Annotated in this window: 24 protein-coding genes and 4 pseudogenes; 7 read left to right on the forward strand and 21 right to left on the reverse strand. The window is 45.1% G+C overall.

The genetic code is table 11. The annotated features are described in order from the left end of the window. Positions 1 to 73 precede the first annotated feature (73 nt). The 3 genes from ACTWJ7_RS24680 to ACTWJ7_RS24690 all read right to left on the reverse strand — a co-directional run bounded on the left by ACTWJ7_RS24680 (position 74) and on the right by ACTWJ7_RS24690 (position 2163). Positions 74 to 976: a LysR family transcriptional regulator gene (locus ACTWJ7_RS24680; protein WP_301879447.1), complete on the reverse strand. Its 903-nt coding sequence runs from the start codon at positions 974 to 976 to the stop codon at positions 74 to 76. A 145-nt stretch (positions 977 to 1121) separates the two neighbouring features. Then, positions 1122 to 1859, reverse strand: coding sequence for an SDR family oxidoreductase (locus tag ACTWJ7_RS24685; RefSeq protein WP_079345696.1), 738 nt, complete (start codon positions 1857 to 1859; stop codon positions 1122 to 1124). A gap of 28 nt (positions 1860 to 1887) precedes the next feature. After that, positions 1888 to 2163: an Atu4866 domain-containing protein gene (locus tag ACTWJ7_RS24690; protein WP_301879449.1), complete on the reverse strand. Its 276-nt coding sequence runs from the start codon at positions 2161 to 2163 to the stop codon at positions 1888 to 1890. Between the two features lie 165 nt (positions 2164 to 2328). Between ACTWJ7_RS24690 and ACTWJ7_RS24695 the strand changes: the two genes are divergently transcribed. Further along, a complete protein-coding gene (locus ACTWJ7_RS24695; protein ID WP_079345700.1) occupies positions 2329 to 3261 on the forward strand; it encodes an AraC family transcriptional regulator in 933 nt (310 codons plus the stop codon). 62 nt (positions 3262 to 3323) lie between these two features. Here the strand turns inward: ACTWJ7_RS24695 and ACTWJ7_RS24700 are convergent, their stop codons facing one another. Then, a complete protein-coding gene (locus ACTWJ7_RS24700) occupies positions 3324 to 3761 on the reverse strand; it encodes a MerR family transcriptional regulator (protein ID WP_301879452.1) in 438 nt (145 codons plus the stop codon). Between the two features lie 207 nt (positions 3762 to 3968). Between ACTWJ7_RS24700 and ACTWJ7_RS24705 the strand changes: the two genes are divergently transcribed. After that, positions 3969 to 4850, forward strand: a complete 882-nt coding sequence (locus ACTWJ7_RS24705) for an SDR family NAD(P)-dependent oxidoreductase (protein ID WP_301879453.1) — start codon at positions 3969 to 3971, stop codon at positions 4848 to 4850. A gap of 162 nt (positions 4851 to 5012) precedes the next feature. Then, positions 5013 to 6171, forward strand: a pseudogene (locus ACTWJ7_RS24710) (oxalate decarboxylase family bicupin). A gap of 154 nt (positions 6172 to 6325) precedes the next feature. On the opposite strand, the gene ACTWJ7_RS24715 reads toward ACTWJ7_RS24710, so the two are convergent. The 4 genes and pseudogenes from ACTWJ7_RS24715 to ACTWJ7_RS24730 all read right to left on the reverse strand — a co-directional run bounded on the left by ACTWJ7_RS24715 (position 6326) and on the right by ACTWJ7_RS24730 (position 11084). Then, complete coding sequence (locus ACTWJ7_RS24715) at positions 6326 to 7111, reverse strand: class I SAM-dependent methyltransferase (protein WP_301879456.1); 786 nt, start codon at positions 7109 to 7111, stop codon at positions 6326 to 6328. Between the two features lie 182 nt (positions 7112 to 7293). Beyond that, positions 7294 to 9288 carry a PTS fructose transporter subunit IIABC gene (locus ACTWJ7_RS24720; RefSeq protein ID WP_301879457.1) on the reverse strand — a complete coding sequence of 665 codons (1995 nt, stop codon included), beginning with the start codon at positions 9286 to 9288 and terminating at the stop codon, positions 7294 to 7296. A gap of 137 nt (positions 9289 to 9425) precedes the next feature. Then, positions 9426 to 10336 (reverse strand): annotated as a pseudogene (gene pfkB, locus ACTWJ7_RS24725) (1-phosphofructokinase). Positions 10337 to 10338: 2 nt separating this feature from the next. Beyond that, positions 10339 to 11084: pseudogene (locus ACTWJ7_RS24730) on the reverse strand (DeoR/GlpR family DNA-binding transcription regulator). A 271-nt stretch (positions 11085 to 11355) separates the two neighbouring features. On the opposite strand from ACTWJ7_RS24730, the gene ACTWJ7_RS24735 reads away from it, so the two are divergent. Continuing rightward, positions 11356 to 12039 carry a G1 family glutamic endopeptidase gene (locus ACTWJ7_RS24735; RefSeq protein WP_301879460.1) on the forward strand — a complete coding sequence of 228 codons (684 nt, stop codon included), beginning with the start codon at positions 11356 to 11358 and terminating at the stop codon, positions 12037 to 12039. Between the two features lie 116 nt (positions 12040 to 12155). Here the strand turns inward: ACTWJ7_RS24735 and ACTWJ7_RS24740 are convergent, their stop codons facing one another. The 3 genes and pseudogenes from ACTWJ7_RS24740 to ACTWJ7_RS24750 all read right to left on the reverse strand — a co-directional run bounded on the left by ACTWJ7_RS24740 (position 12156) and on the right by ACTWJ7_RS24750 (position 15766). Then, positions 12156 to 12641 carry a hypothetical protein gene (locus ACTWJ7_RS24740; RefSeq protein ID WP_094936647.1) on the reverse strand — a complete coding sequence of 162 codons (486 nt, stop codon included), beginning with the start codon at positions 12639 to 12641 and terminating at the stop codon, positions 12156 to 12158. Between the two features lie 131 nt (positions 12642 to 12772). After that, a complete protein-coding gene (locus tag ACTWJ7_RS24745) occupies positions 12773 to 14200 on the reverse strand; it encodes an FAD/NAD(P)-binding protein (protein WP_301879559.1) in 1428 nt (475 codons plus the stop codon). Positions 14201 to 14813: 613 nt separating this feature from the next. Next, positions 14814 to 15766: pseudogene (locus ACTWJ7_RS24750) on the reverse strand (SDR family NAD(P)-dependent oxidoreductase). Between the two features lie 550 nt (positions 15767 to 16316). Between ACTWJ7_RS24750 and ACTWJ7_RS24755 the strand changes: the two are divergent. The 3 genes from ACTWJ7_RS24755 to ACTWJ7_RS24765 all read left to right on the forward strand — a co-directional run bounded on the left by ACTWJ7_RS24755 (position 16317) and on the right by ACTWJ7_RS24765 (position 17797). Continuing rightward, positions 16317 to 16736, forward strand: a complete 420-nt coding sequence (locus tag ACTWJ7_RS24755) for a MarR family winged helix-turn-helix transcriptional regulator (protein WP_301245567.1) — start codon at positions 16317 to 16319, stop codon at positions 16734 to 16736. A 27-nt stretch (positions 16737 to 16763) separates the two neighbouring features. Then, a complete protein-coding gene (locus tag ACTWJ7_RS24760) occupies positions 16764 to 17414 on the forward strand; it encodes a nitroreductase family protein (protein WP_301879466.1) in 651 nt (216 codons plus the stop codon). Positions 17415 to 17500: 86 nt separating this feature from the next. Then, positions 17501 to 17797, forward strand: coding sequence for a putative quinol monooxygenase (locus ACTWJ7_RS24765; RefSeq protein ID WP_301879468.1), 297 nt, complete (start codon positions 17501 to 17503; stop codon positions 17795 to 17797). Between the two features lie 210 nt (positions 17798 to 18007). Here ACTWJ7_RS24765 and ACTWJ7_RS24770 read toward each other — a convergent pair whose 3' ends face one another. The 10 genes from ACTWJ7_RS24770 to ACTWJ7_RS24815 form a co-directional block, all read right to left on the reverse strand. After that, entirely contained in the window at positions 18008 to 18670 is a 663-nt protein-coding gene (locus ACTWJ7_RS24770) for a helix-turn-helix domain-containing protein (RefSeq protein WP_443145958.1), read from the reverse strand. Next, positions 18661 to 18822, reverse strand: a complete 162-nt coding sequence (locus ACTWJ7_RS24775; protein WP_443145959.1) for a hypothetical protein — start codon at positions 18820 to 18822, stop codon at positions 18661 to 18663. Before ACTWJ7_RS24775 ends, ACTWJ7_RS24770 begins: the two co-directional genes overlap by 10 nt. A 230-nt stretch (positions 18823 to 19052) precedes the next feature. Further along, positions 19053 to 20060 carry a FecCD family ABC transporter permease gene (locus tag ACTWJ7_RS24780; RefSeq protein ID WP_301879472.1) on the reverse strand — a complete coding sequence of 336 codons (1008 nt, stop codon included), beginning with the start codon at positions 20058 to 20060 and terminating at the stop codon, positions 19053 to 19055. After that, positions 20057 to 21064 carry a FecCD family ABC transporter permease gene (locus ACTWJ7_RS24785; protein WP_443145960.1) on the reverse strand — a complete coding sequence of 336 codons (1008 nt, stop codon included), beginning with the start codon at positions 21062 to 21064 and terminating at the stop codon, positions 20057 to 20059. The genes ACTWJ7_RS24780 and ACTWJ7_RS24785 overlap by 4 nt, the downstream gene beginning before the upstream one ends. A gap of 12 nt (positions 21065 to 21076) precedes the next feature. Further along, the gene (locus tag ACTWJ7_RS24790; RefSeq protein ID WP_301879475.1) at positions 21077 to 22051 is read right to left on the reverse strand and encodes an iron-hydroxamate ABC transporter substrate-binding protein; all 975 of its coding nucleotides are present in this window, start codon (positions 22049 to 22051) and stop codon (positions 21077 to 21079) included. A gap of 115 nt (positions 22052 to 22166) precedes the next feature. Then, on the reverse strand, positions 22167 to 22817 hold the full coding sequence (locus ACTWJ7_RS24795; RefSeq protein WP_443146419.1) for an ABC transporter substrate-binding protein: 651 nt from the start codon (positions 22815 to 22817) through the stop codon (positions 22167 to 22169). Continuing rightward, the gene (locus ACTWJ7_RS24800; protein ID WP_443145961.1) at positions 22754 to 23818 is read right to left on the reverse strand and encodes an AraC family transcriptional regulator; all 1065 of its coding nucleotides are present in this window, start codon (positions 23816 to 23818) and stop codon (positions 22754 to 22756) included. Before ACTWJ7_RS24800 ends, ACTWJ7_RS24795 begins: the two co-directional genes overlap by 64 nt. Positions 23819 to 24129: 311 nt before the next feature. Further along, positions 24130 to 24651: a MarR family winged helix-turn-helix transcriptional regulator gene (locus tag ACTWJ7_RS24805; RefSeq protein ID WP_301879477.1), complete on the reverse strand. Its 522-nt coding sequence runs from the start codon at positions 24649 to 24651 to the stop codon at positions 24130 to 24132. A gap of 56 nt (positions 24652 to 24707) precedes the next feature. Then, on the reverse strand, positions 24708 to 25001 hold the full coding sequence (locus ACTWJ7_RS24810) for a serine aminopeptidase domain-containing protein (protein WP_443145962.1): 294 nt from the start codon (positions 24999 to 25001) through the stop codon (positions 24708 to 24710). Next, positions 24998 to 25519 carry an alpha/beta fold hydrolase gene (locus ACTWJ7_RS24815; protein ID WP_443145963.1) on the reverse strand — a complete coding sequence of 174 codons (522 nt, stop codon included), beginning with the start codon at positions 25517 to 25519 and terminating at the stop codon, positions 24998 to 25000. Before ACTWJ7_RS24815 ends, ACTWJ7_RS24810 begins: the two co-directional genes overlap by 4 nt. Positions 25520 to 25814: the final 295 nt, after the last annotated feature.

Genomic DNA, 25814 nt, shown 5'->3' on the forward strand with positions numbered 1-25814 from the left:
CCTAGACCTGAATGATATAAAAACAATAAAAAAACCGACTCCGATGGAACGGAAACGGTTTGCTCCTGACTATTCAGGGTTGAATCGCCTCATGCAGAGCCTGAACATACTCCATGCCCAGATTGGAAAGCGAAGCATTTTTGTGACTGATCCAACCGACATTAATGGTCTCTTCACACTCCAGCGGGACGGGTATGATCTCGTTCCCATTCAGGTCGGCACTAAGCACACCTGTCGAGATGGTATATCCATTCAAACCAATCAGCAGATTAAACAGCGTGGCCCGGTCGTTAACCTGTATACTTTTGGGATGAGAAAGTGTGCTCAGGATCTCCTCTGAAAAATGAAAGGAGTTATACTCCCCCTGGTCAAAGGACAGGTATGGATAATCCTGAAGCTGTTCAATCGCAACTGACTCCTGCTTCGCGAGCGGATTTTGCACACTGATAAAGATATGCGGCTTGGCAACAAACAGACTGTTGAATACCAGACCCGCATCCTTGAGCAGCTTGTTAATAACCTTTGAATTGAATTCATTCAGATAAAGAATGCCGATCTCGCTGCGCAAACTCTTGACATCCTGGATGATCTCATACGTTTTCGTTTCCCGCAGAGCCAGTTCATATTCTTCCTGCCCATATTGCTGTACCAGCTTCACGAATGCATTCACCGCAAAAGCATAGTGCTGTGTGGAGACAGAGAAATGTTGCGGAGACGGCTTAGCATTCAAATAACGATTCTCCAGCAATTCGGCCTGCTCTACCACCTGACGTGCATAACTTAGAAATTCCACGCCTTCTTTGGACAAGGTAATCCCTTTATTTGTACGTTCAAAAATAGTAATTCGCAGCTCCTGTTCCAGATCCCGAATGGCATTCGACAGGCTGGGCTGGGAAATAAACAGCCGCTTGGCGGCTTCATTCATCGAGCCACGCGTGGCGACTTCAATCACATATTTTAGCTGTTGCAGCGTCAATGCATTATTCCCCTCTCTCTGGTGCGTTACTTAGATCATTACTATACCATATTGCAATCTAGACGAGCTCCCTTTCAGAGCACAAAAAGACGTCCCCAAATCCGTTTACACGGTTGGGAACATCTCTTAAGTTGGTCAGCGACGTTTAAGCCATGCTTGCTGTGGGTCTCACCACAATTTCATTCACATCTACCTCAGCTGGCTGGCTGATCGCATACAGAATGCTCTGAGCAATAGCCGTGGCCGGGATGGAAATGCGCCGATAATCCTTCATAAACTCGCGTGCTTCATCATCAGAAATCGATTCGGCAAGTTCGGATTCAGTCACACCCGGCGATACAAGGGTCACGCGGATATCCCCGTCTACTTCCTGTCGCAGACCCTCCGAGATCGCACGGACAGCGTATTTTGTTGCACAATATACCGCAGCCGTTGGAGTCACAGCATAGGCTCCGATAGAGGCGATATTAATAAACTGACCGGAGCCCTGTTTTCTCATAACTGGCAGACCAGCTGCAATGCCGTGCAGAACACCGCGAATGTTAACATCAATCATCCGGTTCCACTCGTCCACTTTTAAGGCTTCAAGAGGCGATAGCGGCATGACTCCGGCGTTATTTACAATCACATCTAAGCGTCCATAACAAGTAAGTGCGAACTCAACGATCGTTTGCATTTCTTCCATCTGTGTAACATCAAGTGTATGATACTCAACCGATCCACCTTCTGATCGAATAGACGACGCCAGCGCCTTTAGCCGATCCTCCCGTCTTGCACCAATGACAACATGAGCCCCCTGCTCTGCCAACACACGCGCCGTTGCCTCCCCGATTCCGCTGCTTGCACCGGTAATCACAACCACTTTCCCTTTTACATTGGACATATTGATTTCTCTCCCTTTTGATAATATTTTATTGTCCCTTTTCTCTGTACAAAACCATGCCCGCATGGTAAAGCACGCCGTCCTTAAAGTCCCCATCCGCAGTAAAGCCAGTATCATCCACATATTCAATATGATCTTCATCGACTACATAGCGACCTTGATATGCACTTTGCCTATTTCCTCGTGCTTCATCATAGCGACCGTCAAGAAGAAGCTCATGCCTGATGTATCCGTCCTTCGTCACCCACATCCCAACATACGGGTGTTCCACTTCTTGTTTGCTTCCTGATGTATTGTCTACCATATTTCCACGACACTCCTTTCTGTTGTCCAAAAGATTCAATTGCTTATTTTCATTATGTAAGGAATCCGTCTCAGTACGATAGAAGAATCCCACAGTATTCTTGCCTATTCGTCCAGCACATTCTAAAATAGTTACACAAGTACGAGAAAAGGAGGCCTGTAATTCATGCTTTCAAAAATGGAACCAGACACGGCTATTATTCAGCAGCAGCAGGAATTGGCCCGCTTGATCGGACGTTTTACCCACGAAGACGGGGTTCATCTAACAGACATTCCTTCCCTTGCTTTGATCCGTGCTTCCCAGGTTTCTGAGCCCATCCATACCGTGCATGAACCCGCCCTTTGCATTGTGGCCCAAGGGTCCAAGCTGGTTATTCTCGGACGGGAGAGCTACACCTATGACCATTCACAGTATTTGGTCGCTTCCATAAACTTGCCTATTTCAGGGCAGGTTGTACAGGCTGCACCAGATCATCCCTATCTCTGTCTGCGACTTGATTTTAATTCAAAGCAGATTTTCGATCTTATCCAGAATTCTCCCTCCTCACAAACCAAACCCGACAATTCATCAAGCCGGGGACTGTTTGTAAGTTCAACCAAGCCCCCGCTTCTGGAATCCGTAATCCGATTGGTTCGACTGCTGGATACACCTGAAGACATTCCTGTACTTGCACCGCTTATGATCCGCGAGATTCTATATCGCCTGATTCAGGACGAACACGGACATTCCATCAGGCAGTTTGCAGTTCAGAACAGTCATGCCCAGCACATCGCCCAGGTTATTGAAATGATCCAATCCGAATATGCGCTTCCACTGCGAATCGAGCAGTTGGCCTCCATGATCAACATGAGTACGTCCTCATTGCATTATCATTTCAAAGCCATTACTGCCATGAGCCCACTGCAATATCAAAAACAGATTCGATTGCAGGAGGCCCGGCGAATGCTGCTTGCAGGGTCAACCGATGCAGCCGATGCTGCATTCCAGGTTGGTTACGAGAGTCCTTCCCAATTCAGTCGGGAGTATGCCCGTATGTATGGCCTTCCTCCCAAAAGTGATATCAAACGCCTTCGTCATACACTTCATATTGATTGCTAAATATAAGCAAAAAAACCACGTCATGATGACGTGGTTTTTTGGTTAGGCTGAGCTTGCAGCGCTCAGGAGAAAATATTCTTTTTTTCAAATACAGACATTTGGTTCTCCCCGGTAATCGGGCACTCATCCGGAAACATACTACGCTTTTCCATCTTCTCATCGATAAAATCGACGATCTGCTGCAAAGACGCAATCTGCGCCTCGATCTTCTTCCGATGATTTAAAAGCATTTCACGTTCATCCGGGAAATCTTCCAGATCTGAATCCTTCGTCATCTGCAGGTACGGCTTCATCTCCTCCAATGACATACCTGTCTTTTTCAGACATGTGATAAGCTTCATCGTCTGGATATGCTCTTGCCGATATATCCGATGGCGATTAGCCTTGCGTTCAGCCCGGGGAAGGAGTCCAATCTTCTCATAATAACGAATGGTATCTTCCGATAATCCGGCCTGTTCTGACGTCTCTTTAATAGAGAACACTTCAACATTATTCATCATCGTTGACCTCCTCCGTCTTCATTGATCTCTATCTTACAACTTGGAGTCAGCTCCAAGTCAAGATTGCGATTAGTTCACAGCTTGTCGCATCCTCTACAAATAAAATGTAAGCCAACAATACGCTTGACTTGGAGTCGACTCCAAATTATAGAATGAGCGCATTAGACAGATTGACTCTGTCATCCCATTCACTCAGGAGGTATTAATATGAATTCAAACCATACACATCGTACAGCTTTAATTACAGGGTCAACTTCGGGAATTGGTCTTGAACTGACTCGCACTTTGATAGCCGAAGGCTGGCACGTTATCGGCCTTAACCGTTCCGCTTTCCCGAAGGAAGACAGTGATATTCAGGATGGATTGCGCTCCGGCCAGCTCCGTTGGGTCCAGGCTAATCTTACCCAGTACGATAGTCTGAGAAAAGCACTCAATCAGATCAAATCCGAAACGGATACCATCGATGTGCTATTTAATAATGCCGGAGGCAGCGGCTACGATCTTCGGCTGTCGGATCAGGGGCATGAAATGCACTTTGAATTACAGACTGTGGTGCCGTACATCATTTACATGGAACTACAGGACCTTCTGCACAAAAGCACTTTGAAAACAGTAATCAATACATCCACCAGTACGTTCAAGGTGGTCAAACATTTTAACCTGGACATCCTGGAACATCCAGCCGAGTTCAAAAAATTGTTCGGTCCTTATGCGACTTCGAAGCTCGCACTATCTTTGTGGACACGCGAAGCTGCTTCTACCCCTGCGGCTAAAGAAATTCGGTTACTGAGCGTGGACCCTGGAGGCAACAACACACTCAGAGGCAATAAAACTTCCGGACTGCCCTTTTATATCAAACCAATCATGAAGCTGTTCTTTCCACATCCAAGCCACGGGGCTTCTCTGCTTTATAACGCTGCTGTTGCGCAAACCAGTCTTACATCCGGTACGTTCCTGATGAAAAATAAACCCACCAATCTTCGTTTTACGGAGCATGGCTCAGCCATTTTGAACAGAGTCCATGAAATTTATGAGTATGAATATTTGCAACTCGATCGACCCTTCAGTGCAAACATTCTCAGTACCTAATTGAATTCACCTTGTATTGCGGAAGCCATTCACCTCATTATTTTCCACTCCGTCAACGCCGATTATTCCCGTCCCTCATATTAGCCAAGCTCTGATTCATACTCTTCACTATACCGACAACAACTGTCCTGGATGAAGTGATTGAACTGGAGGAGTCTGCATATGAACAATGAAAACAACAATAGCAAGCCGTTAATTATACCGCAGCCGATACGAAAAGACGGTGCAGGAGGTCCCGATCTGGGACCTCGGGATGTAATGAGAGATCTACAAAATCCGGATATGCTGGTTCCTCCGGTGACCGACAACGGATTATTACCCAATCTGAGAATGTCTTTTTCCGATACACATATGCAGTTGAACCATGGCGGTTGGTCCCGTGAAATTACAGTACGGGATCTGCCCATCGCCACGACACTGGCTGGTGTGAATATGAGTCTTACACCTGGAGGCGTGCGGGAGCTGCACTGGCATCAGCAGTCTGAATGGGCATATATGATCTGGGGCACAGCACGGATTACGTCCGTGGATCAGAATGGTCGTAACTTTATCGCGGATGTTGGACCGGGAGATCTGTGGTTTTTCCCGAAAGGTCTGCCCATTCCATTCAGGGACTGGCTGATGGTTGTGAGTTCTTGCTTGTATTTGATGACGGCTCCTTCTCTGATCTGAATACGTTATCCATCTCTGATTGGTTTGCCCATACGCCACCGGACGTATTGTCCGTCAATTTTGGCGTGCCTGAATCTGCTTTCCAATCCATGCCAACAGAGCAGGTTTACATTTTTCAGGATCAGGTTCCTGGTTCCCTCGAAAGTCAGGAAGTGCAGTCCCCATATGGTACGGTCCCTCTCTCCTTTAAGTACCGACTGTTAGCCCAGAAACCGATCATCACACCAGGAGGAAGTGTGCGCATTGTGGATTCCACCAACTTCCCGATCTCTACTACGGTTGCCGCAGCACTGGTTGAAATCAAACCTGGAGGCATGCGCGAACTTCACTGGCATCCCAATGCAGATGAATGGCAGTACTATCTGACCGGACAAGGTAGAATGACGGTGTTTGGAGGAAATGGTATTGCACGCACTTTTGATTATCGGGCTGGGGATGTCGGATATGTTCCTGTAGCCATGGGCCATTATATTCAGAATACGGGTACGGACACGTTATGGTTTTTGGAAATGTTCAGAAGTGATCGCTTTGAGGATATCTCTCTAAATCAATGGATGGCATTAACCCCGGAAGAGCTTGTACGGGATAACCTGAACGCCTCCCCGAGCTGCTTCATGCATTGCGTAAAGAAAAATGGCCTGTCGTTTAATGCAAATTTGAAGACGAATGTACCAAAGTTATATTGAAACCTTGATTGTCGAAATGTGTATCGAATTAAAAAAAGGCAGTTGCCCCTTTAAATGGGTACTTCTGCCTTTTTTTAATCTTTTAACTCCGACGAAACATTCAACCATAGTGAATCTTTATTTTGCTTTTATCGCCTGAATATATACACTTTCTCCCTCAAAACTGACGAGTCTGCCCTGTTGTGTCTCTTCAAACTTGAAATACTTCTTAATCACAGATGGCGCGCTCAGCATGCTTGCTTCAAGCTCTCTGCTCTCCGCCTCCGGAAGTCCAGCCCGGTTGCACCAGTCTTCAAAAATGAAGCGCTTCTCAAAGGTAACCATCGTAGTCATTCGGAATCCGGCAAGCTCCAGCATCCGAACCCATTCCGTCTTACGCCATGCCCGAACATGGCTTGCATCACGCCACTTCTCGATTTCATTGTAAAATTGGTCGTTCTCATCACGCTCATGTGCCACATTATCAATCAATAACAACTTGCCGCCCGGTTTCAATACTCGCAGCGCCTCTGATACAAAGGAAGATACGTCTGGAAAATGGTGTGCCGCTATGCGGCAGGTCACAAGGTCAAACAAATCATCCTCGAAAGGAATATGTTCAGCATCCCCTACTACAAAATCCACATTCTGGTGTCCATTTCCTCGGATAAAGCGTTCAGCCACCTGCAACATCTCTTCCGTCAAATCCAATGCAATAACCTGCTCCACAAGTGGAGCTAATGCATTAGCAACATGTCCTCCTCCAGTGGCAATATCCAGCACTTTCATATCAGAACTCGCTTGAGATGATGCTACAAGTAATGACAGATCGTCCCCTTTGGCATGGCCGACACTGGTCACATATTTATCTGCATTTTTAGCAAATTGCTTGCGCACCTGACCTTTAATCTGATCATTGGACATTCTGTCCCCTCCTATTGTTTCATTAGATGAAACCTCGTTTCATTAATTGATATAATTTATTTTATCACAGAATGACCAACAGCGAAATAAAAAGCATCTTCCCAGTGAATTTCACTCAGAAGATGCCATTTTACAACGTTATGGGATAAAGCTTGCTCTTGGATAAAACTTTACCCTTTGATTTATTTCAGAACGGTCGGCGATTTCTTCCAAAGTCCTAGGATCAGACCGGAGATCACTGAACCGATTGCTACAGCAAGCAGGAAGAGTAAGGCGTGATTCGCCAGTGCCGCAACGAAGATTCCGCCATGCGGAGCAGGTACGTTAATGCTCCACAGTTGAGTCAGTCCACCTGCAACAGCAGAACCGAGAATACAGGATGTCAGGACACGCAGCGGGTCAGCTGCAGCGAATGGAATGGCACCTTCGGTGATGAAGGAAAATCCGAGCACGTAGTTCGTCAAACCCGATTTGCGTTCTTGCTCCGTAAATTTGGATTTGAAGAACGTTGTGGCTAATGCAATCGCCAGCGGTGGCACCATACCACCTGCCATAACAGCTGCCATCCAGGCACCATCTGTATTGCCGCTTGATGTGAATACACCGATGGCAAATGTATAAGCCGCTTTGTTAAACGGTCCACCCATATCGATGGACATCATGCCGCCAAGCAGGAGGCCAAGCAATACGGCATTTCCGGTACCCAAATTGCCAAGTGCATCGACAAGCCATGTGTTAAGGGAACCAAAAATTGGATCAAAGACATAGAAACTTATGGCACCTACGATAAGCAATCCGAACACGGGATACAGCAGGATCGGCTTCAAACCATCAATGGCTTTAGGCAATCCTTTAAATAGCTTGCGCAGACCGATAACTACGTAACCTGCCAGGAAACCGGCAGCCAGACCACCAAGGAAACCGGCGTTTGAATTAACAGCCATCAATCCGCCCACCATACCAGGCATGAGGGCCGGACGATCACCGATACTCATCGCGATAAATCCGGCAAGGACAGGAATCAGGAAATGGAACGCACCGGTTCCGCCCCCAATCGTCTGCAACAGCTGCACGATAGGATTTTCCGGACTTGCAATTTGTTCAAACAAGAAGGATATGGCGAGCAGAATACCGCCACCCACGACAAATGGAAGCATATGCGAGATTCCGTTCATCAAATCTTTATAAATCTTGCTGCCCACGCTCACTTTGCCTTGGCTTTCTCCTTCAGCCTTGCCAGCACTGCCGCCCTGGCTTCTGTAGATCGGAGCGTCCCCGTTAACTGCCTTACGAATCAGCTCTTCGGATTTGCGAATACCATCACTCACTGGTCTTTGCAATACCGGTTTGCCATCGAAACGGGCCATTTCCACATTTTTATCCGCCGCAATGATTACCCCTTTAGCACGAGCGATTTCATCAGCTGTCAGTACATTCTGTGCTCCTTCGGAACCATTCGTCTCCACTCGGATATTAATGCCCATTTCCTGCGCTTTCTTTTTGAGAGCGTCTTCAGCCATGAACGTGTGAGCAATACCTGTTGGACAAGCTGTAACCGCTACGACAAAATCTTCAGATACCGAATTGCCAACAATAACACCAGATGCGCTCTGCTTCTGACCCTTTGTATGGCCCGAGCCGGATACAACGTTTGTTCCATTTGCAGCATTTGCTGCTTTCTCCGCTTCGGCTTTTTCTTTGGCAGCCTTTTTCTCCGCCTCCTCCGCCTGTTTGGCATCGAATAATGCAGTAACTTCTGCTGGCGTATCCGTGCTCATTAGCTGCGAGATGAAATCGCTATCAATCAACAGCCTGGAAAGAGCCGCGAGCGTACGAAGATGGGTATTGGCAGCTCCTTCTGGAGCTGCAATCATGAAGAATATATGAGCCGGCTCGTCATCAAGCGCTTCAAAATCAAGTCCTTTTCGGCTCTTCGCGAATACAACTGTAGGTTCATTCACTGCTGTTGTCTTAGCATGAGGCATGGCAATACCGCCACCAATCCCCGTGCTGGATTCAGCTTCACGTTTATAAATCATTTCCTTGAAAAGTACCGGGTCATTAATACGTCCGCTCCGGTTTAAACTTGCAATGAGTTCATCGATAGCCTCTTCTTTCGTCGTGGCTTGCAGGTCCATGATCATCGTTTCCTGGATCATCAGGTCTGTTATTCTCATTTTGGTACACTCCCTTAAGTTCAGTCGGCCTGCGTGATGCAGACCGGATTATATTTGCACTTGTTACGCTGTTATCTGCTATCCAATGAATCCCCTCATTCGAAAAAGGGGCATTCATTCGATTTATTTTGTACTGACTATACTTGGGTTATAGTGACTTGAGTACGCAGCTCTTCGATGAGTTCCCGAGTTGCCAGGTCATCCGAGAAAGCCGTTGCACTACCTGAAGCAACACCTGTTCGGAAAGCTTCAAGCAGATCTTCGTTTAATCCAAATGTTCCTACAAATCCGCCAATCATGGAATCTCCAGCACCAACCGAGTTTTTCACGACACCTTTGGGCACGCTCGCGTGGTAGACATCTGTTTTGGTAATCAACAACGCGCCTTCTCCTGCCATGGAGATCAACACATGCTTGGCACCTGCTTCCAAAAGCTTGCGACCATACGTTACCAGTTCCTCCTGGGTGTCGATGGTTACTCCGAAGAGTTCAGCAAGCTCATGGTGATTCGGTTTCACCAGCAACGGTTCATGTACCAAAGCATCCATTAATGCAGGTCCCGTTGTATCGATCACAAATTCGGCACTCGTTTGCTTGCATACGTTGATAAGACGATTATAGAAATTAGCTCCCAGAGAAGGCGGTATACTTCCGGAAAGAATGACGATATCTCCTTTTTGTAATGCAGACAGCTTGTTAAGTAAACGCTCTGCTTCCTCTGGACGAATGGCTGGTCCCTGTCCGTTAATCTCTGTCTCGTCTCCATGCTTCAGCTTGATATTAATCCGGGTATCATCTTCAATGGTAACAAAGTCCGTCCGGATCTTATCATCCTGCAATTTGTCATTAATGAAACGACCCGTGAACCCTCCCAGAAATCCCAGTGCGGTGTTTTCGGCTCCCAGTTGATTAAGCACACGCGATACGTTAATGCCTTTCCCCCTGGAAGTTTCAGGTCACGGTTCATACGATTTAATTCACCAAGCTTCAGATCATCTACTTCCACGATGTAATCAATGGAAGGATTAAGTGTTACGGTATATATCATGGTTATCCCTCAATTATTTTAGTTTTCTGGGCGATTACAGAACGCCAGTGTTCCGGCATCCGTTCAGTAATCAAGTCTGCCTCCTCCAGGTCAAACAGTTTGGCAAATGTAATTTCCCCAATTTTGCTAGAATCAGCCAGCACGTAAGATTTCCCGGACAATTGATGTGCGCGTCTTTTAATCAAGGCTTCCTCCGGATCAGGAGTTGTATACCCCATTTCGGCATCTACTCCGTTGGTTCCAATAAAACATTTATCAAAACGGAAATTGTCCATGTTCTGTAATGCGATACTGCCAATCACGGCTTTGGTATGAATCTTCATCATACCGCCAAGCAGATAGCTGCGAATTCGTTTACTTACCAGCGCCTCTACGTGAGAAAGTCCGTTCGTTACCACCGTAACGTCCTTCGCTTCAATATAGGGAATCATGGCTAATGTCGTCGTCCCCGCATCCAGATAGATGCATTCGCCATTGTTGATCTCCTGTGCAGCTAAACGAGCAATGGTCGTTTTTTGTTGAATGTTTTTGAACGTTTTTCTTCCATACCTGGTTCTGGCGTCTTTTCATTCACCAGAGCAGCACCACCATGTATGCGTTTCAGCATCTGTCGGCTCTCCAGGTCGATCAAATCGCGCCGTATCGTTGATTCAGAAGCACCGAGTACATCGACGAGCTCTTGCAGTTTCACAATTCCTCTTTCTTGTAAGCGCTCTATAATTGCAGCATATCGTTCTTCAGTTAGCATATTCATTCCTCCAACTGCTTTTATAGTAACATAAAATTCGTAAAAAACAATCATTTTCGTTCATAATAATTTATAAACATTCAAAAACCATCAAAATTCGACTTTTCAATTTCCAAATATCCGTATTCAATGCATCTAAAACATATAAATCGTTCAAATTCATTCAATACATATTTCTTTTCAGATTGTCCATGTCCTCTTTCTTCTTCCATGCATTTGATAATATCGGACGAATCATTTCGTATCTGTATATCACATGGGAGGTGGCCTTATGGCGAATAATCGCAACAAACGCCGTAAACCGTGTATTCCTCATACAGGCAAAACAAATTCTTCACTAAGCTTCGGGTGGATTTCCTCCAATTGGAGCGGTTATGCACGGGCGGGTTACAAAGGTGAATTCAAACGTATCTCGGCCGAATGGAATGTGCCCTTTGTTTTACCCTCATCCAAGTCCTCATACTCCTCAGCCTGGATCGGAATCGATGGATACGAGAATTCCAATCTCATTCAGACTGGAACAGGCCATGATTGGGTTAACGGCAAAGCCAGTTATTATGCCTGGTGGGAAATTCTTCCGGACGTTGAGACGGTCATCCCTTTTCCTGTTTCTCCAGGAGATGGGATCAGGGCTACCATTTATAGAATTAATCGTACTCGATGGTGTATCACGCTTCATAACCTGACTCAAAGCTGGACTTTCCGTACCGTCCAGCAATATACAGGCCAGCAATCTTCAGCGGAGTGGATTGTCGAAGCACCATCTGTGGGAAGCTCCATCTCCCGGTTGGCACGGATTTCACCTATCACCTTCACATGTTGTCGCCTGAACGGTCGCTCCCCCAGCCTAGTCGCCAAAGAGAAAAGCATCATGATTCAGCAAAAACAGATTGTTTCCATTCCAGGAGCACCAGGGCCACGAGGAGACTCTTTCGTCGTGAAACGAAACGACTGAGCCTTCATCGTTGACAGAGTCGTTAATGAAAAAAACTGCAATGTGCCTTATTCGGCGTACCATTGCAGAAGGAATGTTCGGTCATTATGGAATAGACACGAGATTCTCTTTTTCATTTAGAGGAATAGCTCAGCCCTGTCCGGTTTGGGTTTGATCCAATTTCCCTCTTCATTAATAAATGCACCCTTGAAACGCCCCATCTCCAATTTCTCTATTAGCTTCTTCTCATCCAGCACCAAAATTTCGGACAACTGCTGCAAACTATAATAATCACCCGGATCGTAATCGAGCAGGATTGGAACAGCCATGTCGTATAATTCTTTGATTAGATTCTCCAATGAATGACGCCCGAGATTGTCCATGGTTTGGAAAAATTTCAGGTTATGGGACACCAGATTGTGGAAAGATTTATCTTTCAAGTTCATCCACAGCGTATTACACGCCTGGACACTCATATAGTTCTGCTCTACATCATAATATTGGATCTCATCAATCTTCATATACTTTTCCTGAAAAGCCACAATTTTGATCAAGGGTTCGTTTCGTTTGCGTGACACTTTCTTCAAATGGGTTTTGAACCCCTCATAATCCATGATTCTCACAATAATCTATCGCCTGCCTTAACGCTGTATAATTCGATATTTTACAGCATTATATAAGCACCCGTAAATGTAACTTTAGAAAAACAAAAACCGTACAGCCTCTTATCCTGCTGTACGGTCACTTTGTATAGTCAGATTCCAATTTCACTTTTCACCCAACTAGCAGTAAATTCCTGTTCATTATACTTAAAAAATTGCTCCATAATCTGTTCACGGTCATCCAGAAAAAGCTGGTCTGCTACAGCTGAAACCAATTTCGGCACAGCATTCCTTGTCCCCGATATGGCCGAGGCAGAAAGGCCGCAACTTGCTAGTGCAGAATAGTTAAAGACAAACAGGCCACGCAGCTTATCCTCTCCCACCTCATCTCTGCTGGTCATTGCAAAACCCGGACTAAGGTAGGGATGTGCATCAAGCAGCGCATTCCTTTGTGCATTCGGAGCTTGAAAACGGTCTGCCCAGCGTGCAATGTGTGCCTCCACCAGTCTGAGCTCGGGACGCAGTGCCGGATCGCTGACCATCCCCGTACTTATGACCAGAAAATCAAAGCTGGGCAGGCCCTGTGGTGTAGTCACTACCGCTTTCCCATCCTTCATCTGTACATCCAGCCAAGGCGCATGAAGATGTAATTGAAAGCCTGGCCATGAAGCAGCCCGGTTGAAGGTATCGTTGGTTGGTGGCTGATTATAGTTAAAAAAATGGGAAATAGCCGCATACTTTTCCTTGTCCGACAGAGCATGGAACCGTTCGATCATCCCGGATTGTTCCATCTGACGAATCGGGTTAATGCTCGGCAATTGTTCCCGCCGCACAAATACGTGTGCCTCTGCCACGCCTGCGGCTAGTGCGAAGTTGGCATTATCAAAGGCAGAAGCCCCGCCGCCAAGTATGCCGATCCTTTTTCCTTGTAACCGTTCAAAATCAATCGTTTCCGACGTATGAGCGTACAGATGTTTAGGTACTTGCTCAGCGATCCGGGGTGGTACATGCCATTCCCCACCTCCCTGGATGCCAGTAGCCAAAACAACCTTTCGTGCCAGCAATATATTGGCTGGAGCCCCTGCGCCTGCGATGTGCAGTCTGTGAACGCCTCCATCTATAGGTTCAATCAGCGTCAGCTTCACTTCATTCACGACTGGCAGATGAAGCACTTGTCTGTACCAGCGCAGATAATTCATCCATTCGCTGCGCGGAATTTTATCCAACTCTTCCCATCCGGAGGGGCCTGCTTGCGCCTCCCACCATGCTCGAAAAGTCAGCGAAGGGATACCGAGATCTATGGAGGTCAGATGTTTTGGTGTACGTAAAGTGACCATACGGGCGTAAGTTTCCCAAGGCCCCTCCAGCCCTGCGACATTTTCGTCTATAACCAGAATGTTGGATATACGCTCACGCAGGAATCCAAAAGCAGCACCTAAGCCGCTCTGTCCACCACCTACGATAACAACATCATAGATATGACCTTCATCATGTTCTCGCGGGCGAATCCAATCCGAACCTCCATACGCGAGATAAGCCAAATCATCAAGTACGCGTTGGTTTAATGCTTCAAGGCTCATCATCCCTCAATCCTTTCAATGTCTACTATATATACGAATACGGAATCTTAAATTCAATGTCAGTTTTATGTGAGAATCAATTCAATAGATCGATAATTAGTAATCCAATTTAGCCTAGTTCCGTTACCTTATAGATATATATGGCGACTCCACCTCTATTCCTTACATCCGTCCCCATATGGATTAGCGTTATTATAAGAGTTTGGATCATTTTTTTGAATATGACGGCAGCTTTATTGTCATTACATATAAAAATAGCTAACATGCTTGTTAAAGATAACGAAATCAATTTTTTAATAACTTTGTCCGTATGTAAAAAAGACAGATCAGGTTGGATATTAACGGTCGATCCAACCCGGATCTGTTTTCGTGTTGTTTTATTTGAATAAGTGGAGTACTGAAGTATTAATACCTCATGTCAATTCATGTACCGACCATACAATACCGTTCGTTGTTCCAATCCCCGTTGCACCTGTTACTCCCGACGCTCTGGTTAGCCCTGTGCACCGCCCATTCATGAAGTGTCAACAATTCACAATTTGGATTCAGACCATCTCCCTATATTTTTTTATTCTTTATTGATTAATCAATTACAAAAATCCACATAACATACTTACTTCTTTTGCAGCTCTCTAATCGTCCGTGTAATACCTTCTTCAAAAGAAGTGATCTTCACAGGCCCAATGTTAGTCTCGTATTTCTGCTTGCTCAAAAGCAACGGTTCTTCTGTCAGATATAACATTTCAACAATTTCTTTCATTACCGGTACACCCATTCCAATTAACGAGAGTCCTGTTTTGCCAAGTGCTATCACCGGTTTCGCAGTACCTGCTGCCTGTTGTGCAATACGTACGATTTCCTTGCCCGATATTACTCCAGCACCAGGGATATTCCAGTTTTGCCGATACGCATTATCCCGACTCGCCAGCTCCACAATCATGACCGCTGCATCAGGTAAATAGATATATTCTCGCGGCGTTTTCATATTCCCGATAAAAAAAGCCATTTTCACGTCTGCAATTGCTTCAAGCGTTGATCCAAGGTAAGAAGCCTGATTGGCAGAAGGACCATAATAATCAGGTAAGCGAACAATCATCACTTGAGCAGTGCGCCATTTGCTGCTAAACAACATATGTTCATAAGCAAGTCGAGTCTTTCCTTTTCGCGTATGCGGCTGCTTCGGATGTTCTTCGGTTACTTCTTTCATTTGTCTTCTGCCATATGGATAAATTCCATCTATGACAACCACCTTCAAGCCTAAATGTTCCGCCGCCTCCATAACGGATTCCCCAATGGAATCAATCTGCTTTCCATCTCGTTATACGGGACATTCGCGCAATGAAACATTACGTCTACATCTTGGGAAGCAGCTATAATATCCTCAGATTGAAACGCATCGCCGACAGCGATCTGCAGGTGATGTGGAGATCCCAGCCTCATAGCAAGCTGCTCCAGTTTTTGACGTGAGCGGCCAAATATAATTGTAGGAATGCCACGTTGAATCAATTCCTCTGTAATTGCTGCACCTGTTCCGCCTGTTGCTCCAACCACGATTGCTCTTTTCATTTCTTATCAACCTCTTTCATTTAGTTATTGATCAATTACTTATTAAGATCACTATAACGCATAATTAGTGATTGATCAATAACCAAAATAAAAAAAGGGCAATCTCCCTTATTAAAATTTCCTTTACAGGGGTACAATTTATTTTCTATCTTTCCTTAAACACAGGCATATCCAATGCAGTAGACACATTACACAACATGCCGACTGCCAAAATAAAATAATCATCGTTCTTTTTTCCGGATAGCAATTCCCTCAGTTCGTTCACCAAATCTCAATCACAATAAGACTCGATATTCTCACCCACCTCCGGGCATATTAACTTATCTAGAGTTCCATATAATTCTGAATTCAAACGCATGATTCTACATATAACTTCGGGTTGCAAAATCAAAAAAGGCATGATATATTATTTGAGCCATCAATGATTGAGGTATCAATGATTGAGGCGTCCAACAATTTTATTCAGCAAAATGGCATTATACAAAGGCAACATTCTAATGGTATTACCTACGCCGTTGTTCATGTCCAGATTCACCCGGGAGGTCTAGTCATGACACGTATTGTTTCCAAGGAAGAGCAAATTATCAACCTGTTGAATGCACTCGGCAACAAAATTAGTCCCAAGTTCGAACGCTGTACGGGCATCAGCTCATCACGCTTTGAGATTTTGCATGAGTTGGATCAGGTTGACGAGATTAATCAATCCATGTTGCAAAAAATCATTAATATCGACAGTGCGGCGATTACTCGCCATCTGAAGCAGCTTGAAGCCGATTCGATGGTCACCAGACGTAAAAATCCGGAAGACAACCGAGTTACCTTTGTTCGCCTTACGGATGAAGGACGGAAGCAAATCGAAGGTTATAAAATTGAGAAAACCAATTTTATTCATCAGATTTTACAGGATTTTAGTGAAGAAGAAGTTCATCTTCTTGCTAATTTCCTGGAACGTATGCAAAACAATTTCTAAACCCATATATAGAGGAGAGAACCATACATGAGTACATTCCAAAGCACTTTTCAAAAGACTAATGATTATAACGAAATTACTTACGGCCGTCGGTCTGTAAAACTATACGATCCTGAAGTCAAAATCAGCCGTGAAGAACTGACCGAAATTTTGGCTGAAGCTTCGCGTGCACCTTCTTCGGTTAATATGCAACCATGGCGTTTTCTGGTTGTAGATACGGCTGAAGGGAAAGAAAAGCTTGCTCCTCTTGCCAAATTCAATCAGAATCAAGTACTGACTTCTGCCGCTGTTATTGGTGTGTTCATTGACATGAACAATGCGGAACACATGGACGAAATCTTCAGCAAAGCGGTTGAGCTTGGTTACATGCCACAAGAAGTCAAAGATATGCAAATGCAAGCTGTTAAACCATACTACGATAATATGCCCGCTTCCGCTCTTCGCGATGTCAATCTGATTGACGCAGGTCTGGCTTCCATGCAATTGATGCTCGCTGCACGTGCTCATGGATATGATACTAACCCGATCGGTGGTTATGAGAAAGATCAAATCGCTGAGACTTTCGGTATGGATAAAGATCGTTATCAACCAGTAATGCTAATCTCGATCGGTAAATCGGCCAAAGAAGGTCACCCTTCCTACCGTCTGCCTGTTGAGAAAATTACGACTTGGGCATAATATCAGGCAATGTTTTACATGTTAAAGTACCTTTTGCGTCAGAAACAATAACAACATTCTAACTACACTTATGGAGGTTGAATATTATGATTATCATTCACGCTCACTTGCAAGTTAAACCAGACCAGGAACAAGCTTTTTTGGAAGCAACAAAAGTGCTGATCTCTGCAACACGCAGTGAAGAAGGCAACATCAGCTATGATCTCGCCAAAAGCACTGAACTTGAACATCATTACACCATGATTGAGCTGTGGAAGGACGAAGCCGCTACAGCTTCCCATAATGCAAGCGCCCATTTCCAGTCTTTCGTTCAACAAGCAGCAGCATTCATGGCCGCTCCAATGAACGTTGAAATATTCGCTGGAGAAGCGGTTAAACACTAAAATACGAGCCTTACAATTCATTAAGCAGACCGAAAAAATCGGCAGCTTGTGAAAAGAAACCGCTCCTCGTCATACTGACGGGAGAGCAGTTTTTTGATATTGAATGAAAAACTTGGAACGGCCGAAGACACACTTCTATCAACCTTCAAAACGTTGGAAATGCGAATGTACAAATCACCAATTTGAGATGTATTATTGTCTAATGAAGGCTTAATCAAAGTGCACGTATTCCGAAGGAGAAGTACCAAATTTCTTTTTGAAAATTCGACTGAAATAGAGCGGATTGGTATAGCCAACACTGATTGCAACATCGCGAATCAGGTAACTACCTGATTTCAGCAGCTCCCCCGCCCTCTCCATGCGGTAATGGATGACATAGTCGATGGGGCGGAATCCCGTGTATTTGTGAAAAAAGTAGGAGAAACGCTTGGAACTCATGCCATGTAACTCTGCTAATTCATCCAGTGTCAGCAGATTCATGTAATGTCCATGGATATATGAGATGGCTTGCTCAATCACCTTCTCACTCGGCGGAATTCCACTTTCCCGTTGAATACAGCCTGTAAAAACCTGAACCAAGATACTTATAAATAATTCCTTGACTCGAAGTTTGCCTATTCCCCCTTGCGCGTGCAGCTGCTCCTGCAGCATAACCAGTAGTTCAACAACTCTTGGATTGGCCCCGGAGTCCAATTTGAAATGAGCGTTGCATTCCTGCACACTATCATCCTTTTCCAACTGGTCAAAACTATAAAACAGCAAATAATATTCATACTCCGCATGACCATTTACTTGTGAGTCCAACAGCATGCCTGGTGCTGCATGAAAAACCGACCCGGGCTGCAGCTCGTATACCGTTCCATTCACTGACATGCTGGCTTCTCCCGTACCACAAAAAGGAATCCATTATGTAACGTTCTGAAATCACGCAATATACTGTTGGGCTGCAAAACCAATCGATTGATTCCATCTATTTTCAAAGAGTTCTCTGCAAATATTAAAGCTAATTGATCCACATCTGCCATGTTCATTCCACCTGCTCTCTTTTAGCATCGGTTTAGGCTGTGCTTAGTTAATCTCATCACAGGAATCAAGTCATACCGGTTAGCTTGAGCTTCACGTTAGTAAATTAGTATAGATAAATAAGTACGTTGAGTAGCTCCCCGTCAAAACTCAAATAAAGGCTATCCCTTGTCTTGATGACAAAAGATAGCCTACTAAGCTAAATTGTTCAAATAGTCTAACGTTTTTGGGATTACTTTTTTAATAACAAATAAACAAAATAAGGCACACCGATCAGGGATACCATAATTCCTGCGGCAATCCCATCGGGATCAACCAGGTTACGCCCCACGGTATCGGCAATTAACAGAAGCCAACCTCCAAGCAGAACCGCTACAGGAATAAATAACGAGTTACGTGGACCGACTAGCGCTTTGGCGATATGCGGAGCCATCAAACCGATAAACGCGATTCCACCTGTAACCGATACAGCAGAGGCTGCGGCGGCAACAGCAATTACAATAAGTACAAGCCGTTCCCGCTCCAGCTTTAACCCTACTCCGATTGCCGTTGCTTCGTTGAGCCCCAGCAAATCAAGGCGTCTGGTTCTAAACAACGTAAGCGGGATCAAAATAATCAGCCAAGGCAGCAAGGCCCATATGAAGGGCCAGTCCGCCCCCCATATGTTACCAGATATCCATTTGGCAATAAAATCAACTTTGGAGCGCTCAGCTGAAGATATGATGACGATCATGATGCCTGACAGCGCCATCGAGAATCCAACCCCGACCAGCACCATTTTTATGGGATCAAGTCCCTTGGTCCGGCTATACGAGAACATATAGATGAGCGCCGCAGTCAGCAATGCTCCGATAAAAGCAGCTAACGGCAACATATAGACGAACATACCAGGTTCGATCGGGAAGTACAGAAAGAAGATTGCTACGGCTACACCTGCACCGGAATTGATCCCGATGATACCTGGATCGGCCAAGTCATTATGCGTAACACTTTGCAAAATGGAGCCTGACAGCGCAAGCGCCATACCGGCCAGTAACGTAATAAAAATTCGGGGTAATCGGACCGAGAACAGAACAAAGTCCTCTTTGAATGTACCTTGGCCAAATAAAACGGGAATGACTCTTTTGAAGGACAATGAAGAATATCCCCAGCTCATACCCACTACAGCCGTGATGAGAATTAGAAACAAACAGATCAGAAGTATTAGTCGTTGCTTGCGAATCCGCGCAGACATCGTCATGATAACGCTTTGCCCCCTCTACGCACAACGAACAGGAAGAACGGTAAACCAAGCATAGAAGCAATGGCAACCACAGGTGTTTCGTAAGGTGCATTTATCGTTCGACCCAGCGTTTCGGCAAGCAGCATAAACGATGCTCCGGCAAAAATGGATACCGGAATAATATACCGATAGTCCGTGCCGACCATTTTACGGACAATATGGGGGATCATTAAGCCAACAAAGGCCATATTTCCGATCAATGCAACCGATGCTCCGGTAAGCACAATAACGAGCAGGAACAGGATCGTTTTGACGAGTACTAGCTTTTGTCCCAATCCCGTCGCCACTGCATCGCTCAGACTAAGGATATTGATTTGGTTGGAAAGGAATGGAACTATAACTAGACCAATCAGTATGACAGGCGCAATGGCTTGAATCTGGCCCAAGTTGTTCCGATGAGTCCTCCCGAAGTCCACATGGATACATCCTTGGAAATTTTGAAAAAGCATACTGATGCCATCCGAGATGGCATACATAAAAGCAGATACCGCAGCCCCCGCCAACACCACACGGATGGGAGACAAGCTCCCTCTCCGCATCGAGCCGAGCACAATAACCAATACTGCTCCAAGTGCGGCACCAACAAAACAAGCAACCATAATGCCAAAATATCCGAGTGATGGCATGAAGACAAAAGCCAGGGCAAGTGCCATATTGGCACCTGAAGTCAGACCAAGTAACCCCGGATCGGCCAGAGGGTTGCGAGTAATTCCCTGTATGATTCCTCCGGAGACGGCCAGTGCCGCTCCGATTAGCATGGCAGCCAGTTCCCGCGGAAGTCTGATCTCTCGCAGAATAAGAATATTATCGCTCTTGGTCGCAGAGGTCAGCGTCAGCCACAGATTGCGGAATGTCGTTTCTTCTGCCCCAAACATCATAGCGATGATGAAGCACACGATAAGTACGAGTACACTACCCAGCAGCTTGGTTGCAAACCGAAAAGGAAGTCGTTTATTTTTCATCGCATTCCATGTTTACTTGCCAAGAAAATGTTGGATAAAGAATTCCAGCTGGTATTCCATGCTCAATGGATCATTGAAATAGAACGCTTTGGCATCGGCTTCGAATACCCGATTATTTTTCACCGCATCAATATTTTTGTACGTTTCGGTGTTTTGGAACGAATTATCTTCATCGGCATTTTTGCTAAAAATTACATAGTCTCCCATGTAGTCTTTCAGCACTTCGTTCGATACAGCAAAGAATCCGTCTTTCTTGGTGGCTTCCTTCACCTTCTCCGGCATACCTAGACCAAACTGCTGGTACAGGATTTCAGTCCCACGTCCAAAATTTTCTCCATATACATAGAGTTGTTTATTGAAGGTTTCGATAACCGACACGGTTGCGTTAGCACCGATTTTGGCTTTGATCTCTTCACCCGCTTTTTTGCTTCGAGCATCAAAATCGTCAACCCATGCCTGAGCTTCTTTCTCTTTGTTCACAAGCTTTCCGACCTCCAGCTGTTGCTTAAGGAAGTCCACCTTACCATATGTATAGGTGACTGTTGGAGCAATCTGCTTCAGCTTATCAATGTTCTTGATATCAGACAGGCCGATAATCAGATCCGGGTTCAGCTCAATAATTTTCTCCAGACTTTCGTCGGTAACCGCCTCTGTATTGGCCAGTTTCTCTTTGAAATTCGGGTTCTCCTTGGACATTTCATCCACACCAACAAGTGACACATCCAATGCCATCACGTTTCCTGTCAGGAATCGGGTCAGTACAACCACACGTTGCGGGTGGGAAGGAACTTCCACAGGACCTGTCTCCGATTGATAAGTGAATGTGCCCGAATCTGAATCAGATGAAGAACCTGCTGCATCCGTGTTCGAAGAAGTGGATTTGTTGGAGGCTGTTGCATTCTCCGTTGTATCTTTGGCTGAATTGGTTCCACAAGCGCTAAGCAATAAAACCAGAACCAATATAAATGGAACAAATAGCTTTCTCATCAGATGACTCTCTCCCTTTTCTCTTTGAATATGAAAATCATTCTCATTACCATAGCTAATTATAGGCATGCAGGATAAACCTAACCATGCCTTTTTGTTTGAGAAAACCTTTGGATTATTGAATGCCCGTCCATAAGGACACAGCACGTCCAAGCTGCAAACGAATGGAAATCGGATTATAGGGTATCCACTCTTCCTGCTCCAGATCATAGATCCGATTTTGCTTCACTGCTTCGAGTCTTCTCCAGTATTCCGAGTTAAATATACTTTCTGAATGGGCTTTTGACCCTTTTTCATCTGGAAAAACAATGACGAGCATACGAGTACCCTCATAATCTTGTAGTTCGGATAGTTGGATAGAAACCGAATGAAATTGATCGCCATACCGCTGTATTTCCTGGGCAATCTTGGCCGGAGGACGTAATCCGAGTGATTGATACATCACATATCCGACATTTCTGATTCCATATATTTGCAAGGTGCCCGGTTTTATGACCAGAATGGTCAGCGTCTCATTCACAATCTGGCTTTGTTGAATAGCTTCCCGTGCCTGCTGTTCCTCCTTTTCGAAGGCTGCCAGCCATTGCTCTGCCTGTTCCCTCCTTTGAATCGCCTGTGCAATGAAACGCAGATGCTCTTTCCAACCGAGCTCCATCCATGCTATTTCCGCAATAGGGGCGATAGATCGCAGACGTTCAGGGCTTAAGCCATTAAGGGCCAGATGCAGATTTGCTGCGATAATGAGTTCAATATCAGCTTCCAGCAGAGCGGATTTACTAGCTCAGGTGCACTGTCCGAATGGATAAAACGTATCGTTTGAGGGGAGGGCATCCCTTCTGCGCTCACATATTCGCTGCTTTCCGAGATGATAATCGTTGGCTCCAAACCAAGTAACATCATATGGCTTGCATAGGGTGCATACCACACAGCCACACGTTGATATGGCCTGTGGCGCGTATAACCTGAAGGACTCTCTCCGGTCTGCTGCTTGAAGCGGCGGCTAAGATAGAATTCATCCTTGTATCCGACCTTCAGCGCAATCTCACGAAGGGAAGCGGTTCCGCTAATTAATAACTCCTTGGCCCGGTGAACACGCAAGCGTGAAAGGTATTCATTGGGTGGGAATCCGGTAATCTGCTTAAAAAGAATGGAGTAGTGAGAACGACTGACCCCGGCAATTTCCGAGAGTCCTTCCGTTGTAATTTTCTCACTAAAATGGTTCTCCATATAGGTAATACTGCGTTCCATAGACGGCTGCTCACTTGCAGCATATCGTGCTTCCATGCGCTCCAACAAACTCATAAGAACCTGATGAAAAAGAATCTGGTTGCGCAAATGCCTGACTTCGTTACCAGGTAAACGATGAACATACAGCTCTTCAAGCTGTGCTGCAATTGCTGGTTCATACGGAAAGATCTGAACAGAGGGTTCTGCCGCTAACACACTTGGCCGTCCCATCGTTCCCGCAGGCAATGACCTGGTCTGTTCCTGCGTGCTGATGGAGAGTGTATACAGATGAAGAGGATGCGTCAGATCCGTCTGTATGACAGCATCCCTCTTGGCCGGAATAAGAATGACCATGCCTTCGACAAGTTCGTAAAGTTCATCGTTAATACGAAGTGTACCTTTCCCACTGGCAACGGCCATCAGAACCGTCAGATTTTCATGGATTTGATGTATCGGCATCGTTGATGTGCTGTACAATGATTGAATGCTGTCTGCTGTATATATTGGAAAATAGGACTCTGCCCATTCCGAGTTGTTCATTTTCTGATCCTCCGTGACTCTTACCGGGCGGGTAATGACTCTAATTTCAGCTCATTCTACACGGTTAAATTGGCTATACCTCTTTATTTTAGCATTGCTGATTCATCCGGAGTACATTCTTCCCAAAGTAAAAGTTTCAGAATGAATAAAAAATAAACGACCGTTCCCCAGTATACTAGTGGGAAACCGTCGCAGCTTCAATGTTGTCTGACAGTCCTGTGTCCTGTTTACATGACAGGACTATGACCATCAAAAGTATTCACTTAACCTAGTAATGACTTATTCAACTTTCAATACATGATGTGCCCTTTTTAATTACGATTCGCATCAATTTTGATGAGCTTTCGCGGTTCCTGTTCTTTTTCACCATACCAGAGCAATACATCGGCAAACAAATCCATAATGCGTATAAAGCTTTTCTTGTCAGCCTCTGAAATCGTATCAGCATACTGAAAAATATCATCAAAGCACAGATCACGAACAAATTCAGTATATTGGGCATACGCGTCGCGTCCATTGGCCGAAGGTTTGACATAAATGTCCTTGCGATTTCCACTTAAATGGTATTTTTCGAGTAATCCTTTTTCCGTTAGAACCTTCACATTTTTGGAAAACGTGCTGCGGCTCACGCCTAGTCGTGCTGCCATTTCCGACATTTTTTCTTCCTTGTCCTCAGCTTCCAGAATGTACTCCAGCGTCTGAATCTGCGAAGCGGAGAACGTCATATTCGTACCATAACTTCGCTGCAGCTTGTAGGTGTTCGAATATGCATTACCATACTTGATGATCTTCTCAATAAGTTCCCGATGGTCGCCCATCCAGTCTAATTTCATGAATAATCCCTTTCACCTTCAAAGTGTCTCTATCTCTCTATTCCAATGTACTGAATTTAGATATGTTTTTCAATCCATGTGATCGCTTCCTCAATGACTTCATCGCGATTGGGTTCATTAAATATTTCATGCATGAGATGTGCATATATTTTCAGCGTTTTATCAGTTGAGGCAATATCACCGTAAAAGTCGCGTGAATCCTGTTCGCTCACCAGCCCGTCGTTTGCTCCATGCAGAACAAGTACAGGATCGACAAACTGCTTCGCATGTGTTTTTAACCAGGCCACTCCATTCCCCAGGCTATTAAACAAATCCACGGAAATCTGCTTTTCTACGAGCGGATCATTCACGTAAGCGGATACCACCTCCGGATCACTGCATACGCCGCTACCAAGCTCATTGGGAAAATACGTGCCCGGGGAAGATCAAGTGGCAATTCTCCGGCAACCTTCGTATTGTAACGAGTTAACGCTCCGGATAGAACAATTCCTTTTACTTTGCCTGGATATTTCGTTCCAAATGAAGAGGTCGCGAAGCCACCCATACTATGCCCAATGACAAAAAGCGGAATATCCCCGCTCTCTTGCAAGGCTGCTTCAACAACCACATTTACATCATCAATGATCTGATGAAAATCACTGTAGAACGTACGCTTCCCTTCTGATCTTGCATGACCACGATGGTCAAAACGATATACGTTAAAACCACGTTTGTTTAGTTTATCGGTCAAATAATCATAGCGCCCGGCATGCTCACACAAGCCATGAACAATGACCACGGCTGTCTTGGCACCGCTTACAATATTTTTGCTAAAATAAAGCTGAGTTCCGTCAAAAGATTCAATTGTTGTCTCCATATGACTCATCATTCATTCCATCCCTTCATTGTGCTCAAGTATCAATCGGCATCTAACCGTCTTGAGCCATTTTTTTGGATATCCACTATTCATGGAGATTCATCAGATATTATTTCCTTTACGAATAATATTGTTTCTTATAGAAACAATATAACATCAGTCATATGCGCTGTCCAGATTAATAGGACCAGATCGAGAATAAAATGCCGTATCCGGCCAATTAGAACGTAAGCTGCAGGCTTGTTTCCGATGTAATGACCTTGCACAGAAAAAGCCTTTAAACACACAGAAATCTTTGTGTTTAAAG

It is taken from the genome of Paenibacillus sp. 1A_MP2 (assembly GCF_052244825.1).
In the GTDB taxonomy this organism is placed as follows: Bacteria; Bacillota; Bacilli; order Paenibacillales; family Paenibacillaceae; genus Paenibacillus; species Paenibacillus vandeheii.